The organism is Pseudoalteromonas sp. QJM3NY_12, assembly GCF_056173165.1.
Window position 1 is genome coordinate 1683870 of sequence record NZ_CM149661.1, and the last position, 11789, is coordinate 1695658.

The 11789-nt window shown below is 38.4% G+C and carries 12 protein-coding genes and 1 pseudogene; 7 read left to right on the forward strand and 6 right to left on the reverse strand.

What is annotated here, in order from left to right; translation table 11 throughout:
• The first annotated feature begins 52 nt into the window (after positions 1–52).
• A complete protein-coding gene (locus AC0VZ5_RS07750; protein WP_475474737.1) occupies positions 53–601 on the forward strand; it encodes a cytochrome b in 549 nt (182 codons plus the stop codon).
• Positions 602–640: 39 nt separating this feature from the next.
• On the opposite strand, the pseudogene AC0VZ5_RS07755 reads toward AC0VZ5_RS07750, so the two are convergent.
• A pseudogene (locus tag AC0VZ5_RS07755) lies at positions 641–832 on the reverse strand (methyl-accepting chemotaxis protein); the annotation flags it as partial.
• A gap of 340 nt (positions 833–1172) precedes the next feature.
• Here AC0VZ5_RS07755 and AC0VZ5_RS07760 point away from each other — a divergent pair.
• From AC0VZ5_RS07760 to AC0VZ5_RS07770, 3 genes are all read left to right on the forward strand, one after another.
• Positions 1173–1466 (forward strand): hypothetical protein, encoded by a 294-nt coding sequence (locus AC0VZ5_RS07760; protein WP_475474738.1) that lies wholly within the window; start codon positions 1173–1175, stop codon positions 1464–1466.
• A 143-nt stretch (positions 1467–1609) separates the two neighbouring features.
• Positions 1610–3151, forward strand: coding sequence for a methyl-accepting chemotaxis protein (locus AC0VZ5_RS07765; RefSeq protein WP_475474739.1), 1542 nt, complete (start codon positions 1610–1612; stop codon positions 3149–3151).
• A gap of 243 nt (positions 3152–3394) precedes the next feature.
• Complete coding sequence (locus tag AC0VZ5_RS07770; protein ID WP_475474740.1) at positions 3395–4240, forward strand: DUF417 family protein; 846 nt, start codon at positions 3395–3397, stop codon at positions 4238–4240.
• Positions 4241–4374: 134 nt separating this feature from the next.
• Here AC0VZ5_RS07770 and AC0VZ5_RS07775 read toward each other — a convergent pair whose 3' ends face one another.
• Positions 4375–5892, reverse strand: coding sequence for a leucyl aminopeptidase (locus tag AC0VZ5_RS07775; RefSeq protein WP_138608827.1), 1518 nt, complete (start codon positions 5890–5892; stop codon positions 4375–4377).
• 230 nt (positions 5893–6122) lie between these two features.
• On the opposite strand from AC0VZ5_RS07775, the gene AC0VZ5_RS07780 reads away from it, so the two are divergent.
• Entirely contained in the window at positions 6123–7940 is a 1818-nt protein-coding gene (locus AC0VZ5_RS07780; protein ID WP_475474741.1) for a protein kinase domain-containing protein, read from the forward strand.
• Positions 7941–7996: 56 nt separating this feature from the next.
• Complete coding sequence (locus AC0VZ5_RS07785) at positions 7997–8428, forward strand: DUF3859 domain-containing protein (protein ID WP_290171582.1); 432 nt, start codon at positions 7997–7999, stop codon at positions 8426–8428.
• A gap of 55 nt (positions 8429–8483) precedes the next feature.
• On the opposite strand, the gene AC0VZ5_RS07790 is transcribed toward AC0VZ5_RS07785, so the two are convergent.
• The 3 genes from AC0VZ5_RS07790 to acuR all read right to left on the reverse strand — a co-directional run bounded on the left by AC0VZ5_RS07790 (position 8484) and on the right by acuR (position 10648).
• Complete coding sequence (locus tag AC0VZ5_RS07790; protein WP_290171583.1) at positions 8484–8900, reverse strand: VF530 family protein; 417 nt, start codon at positions 8898–8900, stop codon at positions 8484–8486.
• A gap of 72 nt (positions 8901–8972) precedes the next feature.
• On the reverse strand, positions 8973–9965 hold the full coding sequence (gene acuI / locus AC0VZ5_RS07795) for an acrylyl-CoA reductase (NADPH) (protein ID WP_290171584.1): 993 nt from the start codon (positions 9963–9965) through the stop codon (positions 8973–8975).
• A 47-nt stretch (positions 9966–10012) separates the two neighbouring features.
• The gene (acuR, locus tag AC0VZ5_RS07800; protein ID WP_290171585.1) at positions 10013–10648 is read right to left on the reverse strand and encodes an acrylate utilization transcriptional regulator AcuR; all 636 of its coding nucleotides are present in this window, start codon (positions 10646–10648) and stop codon (positions 10013–10015) included.
• A 375-nt stretch (positions 10649–11023) separates the two neighbouring features.
• Between acuR and rmf the strand changes: the two genes are divergently transcribed.
• Entirely contained in the window at positions 11024–11194 is a 171-nt protein-coding gene (gene rmf, locus AC0VZ5_RS07805; protein ID WP_008114656.1) for a ribosome modulation factor, read from the forward strand.
• Positions 11195–11257: 63 nt separating this feature from the next.
• Here the strand turns inward: rmf and fabA are convergent, their stop codons facing one another.
• Complete coding sequence (fabA, locus tag AC0VZ5_RS07810) at positions 11258–11773, reverse strand: bifunctional 3-hydroxydecanoyl-ACP dehydratase/trans-2-decenoyl-ACP isomerase (RefSeq protein ID WP_010389976.1); 516 nt, start codon at positions 11771–11773, stop codon at positions 11258–11260.
• Positions 11774–11789 lie beyond the last annotated feature (16 nt).

Here is an 11789-nt window from a genome sequence, read left to right on the forward strand (position 1 = left end):
TACTCATACGCATAAATGAACTTTTAACTTTAATTCGTTTTTAGGAGGTATTATGAATTTTAAAAATACAGATACTCATTACAATACACTCTCTGTTGCTTTGCATTGGTTGATGTTTATTTTAATTGTTGCTGTGTACGGTAGTATTGAGCTACGTGAATTATTTGATAAAGGCACCGAACCCCGTGATGCCTTTAAAATGTGGCACTTTATGTTGGGTTTATCGGTTTTAGCTTTAGTTAGTGTAAGGTTAGTTGCGCGTTTAGTGGGTGGTGCAGCACCTGCCATACACCCTGAGCCTGCGAAATGGCAAAATAAGTTAGCTACATTTATTCATATTGCGCTGTATCTGTTTATGTTTGCTATGCCTATAGCGGGTTGGCTAATTTTGAGTTTAGCAGGTAAATCCATCCCGTTTTTTGGCTTAGAGTTGCCTGCATTGGCCGCTCAAAACAATGAGCTTGCTAAAAGTATTAAAGAGATACATGAAACCGCAGGGGAAGTGGGGTATTACGTAATAGGTTTACATGCGGCTGCGGCTTTGTTTCATCATTATGTTTTAACTGATAATACGGTATCGCGAATGCGTTTACCTAAATAATAAAACTTAACAGTAAAAAGGGAGACAGAGTCTCCCTTTTTAATGTTTAATACGCTTAAATCCAATTCTAAACCCACCCCAATGTTTACCATTTACATATAATTGGCACCGATAGATCATGCAATATCTCGCCGGTATCGCGCTTATAGGTTTGTAATAAAAGCTCTTAGTATTGCTACCGCAGTGAATGCCTGTGGGGTCATTAAAAATTTGTTTAGTGCGATTATTATATATGGCCCTGCATTTGTTTTTCACTTTATTTTTAGCCTCTTAATGTGGCGTTGCGTCAAAGATAGCCTGTAAATCTCATTGAGAAATTTTCAATACAAGAACATATATGTGAGTATGAAAATCTTTAAAAAACATGGTGCCACGCCGTTAATTTCAAAATAGAAACTAGTCGTTCTAAGCTTATACGAGACCATGTCGTGTCAAGGACGTTGCTGAGGCTCTTAATCCTTTTTTATAACAAAAGGATTAACGTTTATTTACAATAATAGTGCATAGATTCTTATAAAAAGAGAAAAGCTAATGTATTATCTTGCGTCCAAAATTTAGAATCGGTACAAGCATGCCCATTAAAATTAAGTTATTACTTTCATTTTTGCTTTTAGGTTTACTCCCAGCAGGTATTATTTCTGTATTATCTTTATATATATCTGCACAAGGATTAGAGAAACAAACGTATAACCAGCTTTCATCAATAAGCCATATAAAAAGCAAGCAACTTTACGATTATTTCAAAGGTACAGAAACAGATTTAAACTTATTAACAAAAAATTGGGAAAGCCAATCAAAGCATAACTCTGATCTCTCAATATCAGAGCTTGCAACAGTAAATCATAATGGTTTGATGGGTTTATAACGGATAAAGGTTATTATGACTTATTTGTTATTAGCCCAGCGGGCTTTATAGATTACACCTTCGCAAAAGAAGCCGATTATTTAACCAGCCTTACAACAGGACCCTATCAAACTTCGGGTTTAGCCACTCTTTTTAAAAAAATAATGATAACTCGTTCATTTGAAGTGGTTGATTTTTCGAAGTATGCACCGAGTAACGACGAGCCAGCCGCATTTATTGGTCAACCAATAATTATTGATGATGAAATTGTTGGAGTAATCGCATTACAATTATCAATTAATGCAATTAATAATATTATGCAAACTCGTGATGGGATGGGAGAAACCGGTGAATCATATCTAGTAGGTGACGATTTACTGATGCGCTCTGATTCATACTTAGATCCAGAAGGTCACTCGGTTATTGCAAGTTTTGCTGGTAATGTAAAAGATAATGGCGTGGATACTGTTGCAGTTCAAAAAGCACTTCAGGGGTACACTAACACTGAAATTATAATTGATTATAACGGTAATCCAGTGTTATCAGCCTACAAACCTTTTAAATTTGAACAATTAAACTGGGTTTTACTTGCAGAAATCGATGAGGCCGAAGCGTTTGCCCCTATTTATTTTCTATACTGGGTTATAAGCCTTATTGCATTGCTTTCTTTGGTTGTTGTAATTATTGCAGCTTTAGGAATTACTCATTCTATAATTAAACCTCTAGGCGGTGAGCCTGCGCAAATGCAGACGATCAGCAAACGTATCGCAAATGGTGATCTTAGTCAGGAGTTTAGTTCTGATACACCTAAGATTGGTGTATACGGAGCTATGGCAAAAATGAATACCTATTTGCATCAAACAATAAGCACAATATCTCAAGTAACTGACAGGCTTGCATCTACAGCTGCGCAAACGAGCGCGGCCAGTACACAATCAAATGCCAGCTTACAAGAGCAACATGCGAGCATCGAACATGTTGCGACTGCCATAGCGCAAACAAATTCCTCTATCGAAGAGGTCTCCGAAAGTGCTCGTGCAGTAGCCGACTTAAGTGTTAGAGCAAGAGAAACATCACACTCTGCGGATGTTGATTTACAGAAAACTATCGTAAAAATGCACTCACTTGACAATACCATCACTAATGCTGAATTAGTTATTAAACGTGTAGAAGATAATGCACAAAATATTAATAAAGTACTTGAGGTCATTCGTTCTGTTGCTGAGCAAACAAATCTTTTAGCACTCAATGCTGCAATTGAAGCTGCTAGGGCAGGAGAACATGGTCGAGGTTTTGCAGTTGTTGCGGATGAAGTGAGACAACTTGCTAAAAAAACACAAAACTCAACAGCCGATATAGAGCATATGATTGAGCTATTACAAGCGGGCACACAACAAGCTGTTACCGGAATGCATAAATCAATTGATGAAACAAAATCAACGATTACCACAGCGAATCAAAGCGCAGAATTATTAAAAAATAGTGTTGACCAAATAGATTATATAGCCCGCCGAGCTGAAATTATTGCAACAGCAGCTCATGAACAAAGTAGCATGTCTGAAGAAATAGCACACAGTATCGATTCAATTAAACAAGCAGCTATCGATAATGCAGCGGGTGCTGATCAGGTATCTGCTGCGAGTATGGAGCTAGATCAGCTCAGTAAACAGCTACAAAAAATAACTAATGGTTTCAGGTTACGGTAGAAACATCGCATTGTAACTAAAGAAAACATCCATCTTTAATTATGTGCTTTCAATGGTAAAATTACATTTTTATTATTGTGGATAATGAACTGTGTATATCATTGCAATTGAAGCCAATGGGGTCTGTAGTCAAATGGATAAAATCTTGTCTGCAGACATTTTATAAAATCATTTAGCGTTAGTTGAATTGTTTTTTGTAAAAATATGGTCTTTGTTAGTCATTAAAGATTTAAAGGGCACACAATGAACTTAACATATGCAAATAACGCAATTACCTTTCTACTTGCACTTAGTTTTATACTACTTGGTGTATCGTTTGCGCTCGGTGCAAATCCAAACACACTAATAGCGACATTTAGCTTTTACGAGCTTGATAGCGTATTAAATACTAATACGCTAGGTCTACTAAGTGGTACAGCCATGATTATGTTAGTGGTAGTAACCCTATTGGCACACTTTAAATTAATACAGCCAACCTCAGCATTTATGCTAGCGCTTGTTGTTAGCATTGTGCCTTTACTAACCTTATTAGCAAGTAATCGCTGGATGACTCAGTTAGGGGGCTTTCCTATTATTGGTAGTGGGCAGGGAATAATTAAATACTTTGCTGTAGTGCCTTTATACTTATTTTTATTTTATAAAAATAAGATGAGCGACAAACAGCATGTCCTTTTAAACTTTATTCCTATGGCTATGGTTTTGCTATGGATTGGCGGTATGAAATTTTACGATTTTGAAGCTAAGGCCATTGTAGGCTTAGTCGAAACCTCGCCTTTTATGTCTTGGTTATATAGTTTATTTAGCGTACAAGGTGCGTCGAACGTGATTGGTGGGTTTGATGTATTATTTGCGCTACTACTAGGCGCTGGTATTTTATTAAATAATAAAAAACTAATTATAGTTAGTGGTTTAGCATGCTTGAGCGTTTTTTTAATGACCCAAACGTTTTTACTGTCTGCCCCTAACGCATTTAGCTCAAGTACGCTGTTGGCGCGGTTAGGGCAATTTGTAATTAAAGATTTATGGTATGTGGGAAATTTAATTGTTATTGCCACTTTAATGCTCTCTAAACCAGCTAAACACAGTTAAAGCAATATGCTTTGTTGCTACCAATACAAAATTATTAAATAAAATAATGTGTATAAATAAGCACGTTATTCATACACGAAAAAGCGCCAAAACAGTAAACCATTTTGGCGCTTTTAATTATCAATTTATACTGATTAGTTAGCTAATAACCATTCGCTTAGTAAACGTACACCAAAACCTGTACCACCTGGTGAAAGCTCATCTTTGCCTTTTTTCACTAATGCATTACCAGCGATATCGATATGTACCCAACGGGTTTCGCCAGCAAAATGCTCTAAGAAAGAAGCGGCTGTGGTTGCACCAGGGCCACCTGAGCCCACATTTGTTATATCGGCAATGTCAGATTTCAACATATCTTTATAACCTAACGGTAAACGCCATAGGTTTTCGTTTACTTGTTTACCTGCAAGGGTAAGTTGCGATACTAGCGTGTTATCATCAGAGAATACCGCTGCGTATTCATTACCAACAGCACGAATTTTAGAACCCGTTAAGGTTGCAACATCAATCATGATCTCTGGCTTGTAGTGCTCACGTGCATACCACATTGCATCACTTAGAACTAAACGACCTTCAGCATCGGTATTTAAAATTTCTACACTTAAGCCTTCAGCGGTGCGAACAACATCGCCAGGAGCTACAGCAAACTGCGATACCATATTAGCTGCCATGCCCATAACGGCTACCACGTTTTTATCGGCTTTAGCTAACGCCATTGCTTTTACAGTACCAAGTACTGCAGCAGCACCAGCCATGTCTGATTTCATACGTGCAATAGACGCACCGGTTTTAATACTGTAACCACCTGAGTCGAACGTAATACCTTTACCAACAAGGGCAATAGGGGCATCGTCAGAGCCTTTATAATGAGCAACCACTAAACGTGCACCTTGCTGGCTACCTCTACCTACAGCTTCTAATGCGCCCATGCCTAGCTCTTTTAGCTCTTTAGGCTCTAACACTTTGATAGTAACACCTAACGACGCTAATTCTTTTGCTGCATTGGCAAAATCAACCGGCGTCATTTCTGTAGCCACTTCTGATGTTAAATCGCGTGCTAAAAATACACCTGCTTGAATACTCTCTAATTGGCTGTAAAGCTTGCGAGTTTGCTTGGTGTTATCAACATCAAACGTATAGCTAACTGTTTCAGTGCTTGGTTCTTTTTTGTAGTTTTCAAAACGGTGATCGCGTAGGTTTGCACCGTGGGCAAAATTAGCAGCAAGTGCTGCGTTGTCGTTTGCACCCGTAACATCATCAAAAATAACACTGGCAGTGCCCGCTTTAGCTTTAACTAGGCGAGCATGAATATTACCGCCTAACTTAGCCGCTTTTGCTTTATTTAATTCGTCTGCTTTACCTGTACCTACAACCAAAATACGGCTGTAGTTACTTTTACTAGGCGCGACAAGTTGCGCGACTTTAGCGTAATCGCCAGTAAAGTTTTCTATATCGATAACACGTTGTAATTGGCCATCGAATTGTTTATCAAGTGTTTTAAATTGGCTGTTGCTGCCATCTTGGCTATAAAATACAACCAGCGTATTTGCGTCGCTGTCTACTTTTGTAGAAAAATTAAAGTCTGCTGCTTGTGCATTAATACACATACCCAGTGCAAGCGCGATTGAAGAGGCTTTTATAATACGTTTCATTTTTTAACCTAAGAATAATTTAAAGGGGTGTTTTACCCTATTTAGACTCTTATGGGTAAGTAGGATACGGTGAAACCGCAAATATCAGCGATATACGTCAAAATCATTAGTAAATAATATAAATTTGACTAATGGAAGTGACCTTAAAGGTTTAATAAAAATAACGGTCGCGTTACTATCAAACATAAAGGCATTACGCAGCTTTAAACCACCAACCTAGAGAATCTGCATTGAAAGCAAAAGAAATTCGCAACTTTTATATTAACGAAGAACAGTCTGTTTATTTGTTATCGCACCGTGATGCCAAAAAGCATCGCCAATGGCTTAACATTTGTATTAAACAGCTAACAATACTTGGCTATAAAAATGTTGAAATGATTGGTTCGGGTGCGTTTGGGTTTGTATTTGCGGGTGACGATGAACATGGCCTGCCTTGGGTGTTTAAATTTTCAAGAATAACGCTGGCACAAAGTGTACGAGATCGCCTTGAAGACGAGGCGTATATGTTGTCTCAAATTGATAATCCGCTAATACCAAAATTTTATGGTTTTGAGCGAATTAAAAAACAGGGCATTTTGATGATGGCCCGCGCAGTAGGTGAAGACCTCGAAAAAGTATCACTTAAGCAAGGGCGACTATCTGCTGCAAAAATAATGAACTTAGCGGTAAAATTGAGAAATGTGTTGCTTGATTTACGCCATCATAAAAACGGATTAAGCCCACAACCTATTGTCCATGGCGATATTAAACCCTCTAACTTGGTGTGGGATGAAAATGCCAAGCAGCTTTCATTGGTTGATTGGGGTAGTTCGGTATATGCCCAAGTAGATGAACAAGGCAACCCAATTGCCAGTAATTTTATGGATTTAATGTCGGGTGATTTAAGCACCACTAACGCGCGAATGGGTGATGTGTATTTTATTGGTGATGCGCAAATGTCTGGTGAAAAGTCATCCCCCCGTTTTGATGAGCAGGGGGTTGCATCAACCTTGTATGCACTTGCATCGGCTCAGTCTTGTCGATTTGGTGCTCAGGCTATTCCGGCCAGTAGTTTAATGCTCCCTAAAGAGCTGGCGAATGTAATTGACGGCATGCTTTCAAAAGAGCGTAGTGTAAGGGATAAAGCCGGCGACTATTTTATGCGTAACATAGAAACTATGGCAAAAGCATTTTTACCAGAGCTACCAAAGCAAGACACTAAAGCACGCATTCCTTTTTGGTTTAGCCAAGATCCTGAGCCCGAAACCGTTGTATATAGTTCCCGAAAACAGTTTTTACGCCAAGCCGACCATAAACAGCAATTACTCGATGTAAACGATGCCCAGTTAGATAGGTATTACAAAGAATTTTTGTTTGATACAGGGGATACCGAAAAAGCGTTTTTAGCGTCAATTAGTCGCTTAGCGAAATACCCAGTAGTAGGTGGGCTGAGTTTTCATTGGAAAGATGATTCTTTATATGTTGAGTCATCACTTATTATGCACGATGAAGCTTTAGCAACCGCGTTTACTGATGCGGTAAATAATACTGTAATGCTTGCACAAGCTATTAGTCAAAAGGGCTTATTTAAGTGTTGTTTATTTGATGCCCGTAAAACGATTCAGCTAGAACGCGATGGCACCGGTGCGTTTAAATTTAACCAGTTACCTGAGCTTGACTATGAAGTGGTTAATGTAAAAGCCAGCGATGTAACCCGTCCGCACTCATATTTTGAAGATGGTAAAGATCCCGATGAGCAACTGCAACTGCCTAAAAAGGTGATTAAATGTGTATTTGAGCTAAACCAGATACATCATACGGGTTGTATTATTTTTGAAGCACTACCAGATAGGATGAAGATTCACCATTACTATCGATTACTCGATGCTAGTAAAGAAGTTGAATTTAAACGTTTGCTAAATAAACTCATGCAGTACGCGGTTAATATTACTGATGTGGGGGTCGCTGGTTTTATGAAGTTGCCGTATAAAAATACTCGCGAGTTTAGTTTATGCGAGCAGCAATCCAGCAATTATTATCCTAAAAATCCAAAACAACTACTTAATTAATAAGTCACTCGCTGAGGCTGGTGGCTTAACAATAGAAAGAAAAAATAGAAAGTTAAATGGCAAAATCTAAACCACAAATTACATTAGAAAGCTACGGTATATATTCCAAATGGGACAAAGCTGACAAAGCGTTACCACAAATCACGCAATTCACTACGCAAGTAAAAGCAGAACTTGATATAGAATTTGGCCTGATAGTAAATATCAAAAAAGCCAAAGGCGAAAAACTACATTATTGTATTTATCATCCCGGTATTATAGATGCCGATGGCGAAGTGATGCTGCCTTTTGAGGGGAATGTATATGTTAAAGATAACGATTGGTCGTTTTATTTAGGGGATACGGTATGGGAGCCTATAGAAGATAAAATAGGTAACTGGCGTATGACCTTATCATTAGCAGGAAAAGTCATTGCGGATAAAACATTTAAACTTAGCGAAGAAAAAACCAAAACAGAAGACGACTTTTGGAAACACCGAGGCTATTAATTTCTTCATTAAGCAAAAAAGCTAACAATAAAGTTAGCTCTTTTATGAAATTAGCTTAGTTACCCCAAGGGTTACTTGAACTTGAACGCTGTTTACGAGTACGGGCACGTTGCTTGGCAGCTTTTTTCTCTTGAATACGCTTAGCATCAGAAAAACTTAACTCGCATGGTTCACCTGGCTTATCACCTTCAGGGATAATACGGTCGCGGGGTGGCAATTCGTATTGCACGTCATCTGGGCGTGGTAAGTTTTTAAGGCGGTACAAATAGAAATTATCTACTTTTTGTTGTGCCCACTCGGTTTTACGTAAAAATTTAACTGCTGACTTAATGTCAGGATTATTTTTAAAGCAGTTGAGTTGTAAGTAGGCATGCAGGAGTTCCCACCCATATTGCTCAACCAGTTCTTCAACCACTTGCTCTAATTTAACGCCTTGCAGTGGGTTATTACTGAAAAGTTCTTGGTTGCTCATAGGTGTTCTCTCGTTATTAAAAATACGGCTAGTATTATAAATTTAATAACGAGAGTTTAATAGCAAAAATGCTTAACTTTGACAATTAACCACAACACGACCACGAATTTGGCCCTGCATGAGCTGTTCAGCATTTTCAATAACCTGATCAAGTGTGATTTCGGTCGAAATTTTATCTAAGTAATCGCTACTAACTAGGGATGCTAAACGAGCCCATGCTTGAACACGATCCGCTTTAGGACGCATTACGCTATCAATACCCATCAAAGAGATACCACGTAAAATAAATGGCGCCACAGACGCTGGTAAATCCATTCCTTGTGCAAGCCCACAAGCTGTTACTACGCCACCGTATTTAAGTGAGGCACAAATATTAGCAAGTGTGTGGCTACCTACAGAATCAATTGCAGCAGCAAAGCGTTCTTTTTGCAGTGGTTTACCTGAGTTTGAAAACTCGTTCCTATCAATTACATTAGTTGCACCTAATGATTTTAAATAGTCAGCTTGTTCCATACGACCTGTTGCTGCGGTTACTTGATAACCTAGCTGGCTTAGTAAATAAATAGCAAAACTGCCTACGCCACCATTGGCACCCGTGACTAACACTTCACCTGAGTCAGGAGTGATCCCTTGTTTTTCAAGGGCAATTACGCTCAACATTGCTGTGTAACCGGCAGTACCAATTTGCATAGCTTGTTTAGCAGATAAGTTAGCGGGTAGGGGAATTAACCAATCGCTGCTAAGAGCCGCTTTTTGGGCTAGGCCACCCCAGTGTTTTTCGCCGACACCAAAGCCATTTAAAATAACCTTATCGCCAGCTTTAAATTCTTCACTGTCGCTGTTAGTAACTGTACCTACTAAATCAATGCCAGGTACCATAGGAAAGCTGCGAACTACAGGACCTTTGCCAGTAATGGCTAAGCCATCTTTGTAATTTAGGGTACTGTACAGTACGTCAATTAATACATTTTCGTTTGGTAGATCGTCACTGTTTATGCTGCTTAAATTGGCACTGTAGTTGTCGTCTTGCTTATCTATAACAATAGCTTTAATAGGATTGCTCATTAGATTTCCTTTTAGACCGATCGTCTTTAAATTGATAAAAAAATGCATTATCTGAGTAATGCGCGTAAAAACATTTCTGTGTATAAAGTCAGTGGTTTGCTTGATTGTGTTAGTTTAGCTCGCATTACAGCGCCTTCCCAACCAATCCAAAAATATTCACTCATTTGTGTAGTATCAACATCAGTTTTAATAGTATGTTGCTGTTGAGCTAAGTCTAAGCACTGTGTTAACTGTGCTTGCCAAGCATGGTAACTTTGCATTAGGCGTATTTTAAACTCGTCACTTAAATGATTGAGTTCTTGGTTTAAATTGCCTACTAAACAACCGCGTTTGTAATCATACTTTTGCATCCCAGCTATAGCACTTTGGGTAAAGTTAACAATGCGTTCTAGGGGCGGTACTTCAGGTTGTTCTAAATAAAACTTAAGTTTAGCTATAAAAAACGTGTCGTACGCATCAACCAAAGCTAAGCCAAATGCTTCTTTACTTTTAAAGTAATGATAAAACGAGCCCTTAGGGACTTTGGCTTTTTTTAATATGGTGTCGAGCCCTGTGGCACTAAAACCAAACTCAGTGAGGGTTTCTAATCCCACACGAAGGAGCAACGCTTTAGTGTCTGCGTTGTCTCTGGCTATTTTGGGTGGGCGGCCACGCCTATTTGTAACTGCTGATATTTTATTCATAACTTATATTAGACCGATCGGTTTTAAATAATCAAGTGTTTATTTGCAATCTTTATAAAACAACGAAATCTGTTCATTTTTCGATTACAAATTAATGAGGAACTTTAGCTTATATTGCCAGTCACAAATATGACACTTATGTGTTTTTGAGCCGATATGTCGGAACATTTTAATAAAGTTATATAGGTTAAAGTTGACTAAGTGTGAGCAATAAATTTATTTTTTAATTAATTTATCATTGCATCAGCAGCTTAGTTAAAGTCAAACAAATTAATTGTATTTTGTGTTTGAATTAAACATTTTTGTTGGCTATTTATTAAATGTAGATGAACTTTATGCTACAAAAATATAAATATAAAGGTGAGGATTTTACCGATGAAGAGACAGAAAAGAGATCGTTTAGAAAGAGCTCATTCTCAAGGTTTTAAAGCAGGTTTAGCTGGTCGCTCAAAAGAGCACTGCCCTTATCAACAAGTTGATCCTAAGTCTGAGTGGCTTGGTGGTTGGCGCGAGGCAATAGAAAATCGCAATATGTATAAAACATAAACTCATAACGAATTAAAGCAAAAAGGCCTCCAAATGGAGGCCTTTTTGTTGCGTGTTTTAAACTTAAAACGCGCTGGTATCTTGGAACAAGCCTACCTTTAAATCTTTTGCTTCGTAGATCACACGGCCATCTACTTCTACGGTTCCATCAGCCATACCCATAAACAATTTACGCTTAATAACGCGTTTCATGTCTAGACGGTAGGTTACTTTTTTAGCTGTTGGCAATATTTGACCGGTAAATTTAACTTCACCTACACCGAGTGCACGACCAAGACCTGGACCACCAGACCAACCTAAGAAAAAGCCCACAAGTTGCCACATAGCATCTAAGCCTAAACAACCAGGCATTACTGGGTCGCCTTTAAAATGACAGTCAAAAAACCAAAGGCTAGGGTCGATATCTAGCTCTGCAACTATTTGACCTTTACCATGTTCACCACCGTCATCGGTAATTGAAATGATACGATCCATCATTAACATGTTGTCACTTGGCAAACGACAATTTCCTTCACCAAACATTTCACCTTGACCACAAAGGATCAAATCTTCTTTTGTATAGCTATTTTTAGGTTCCATAACACTTTATCTTTGC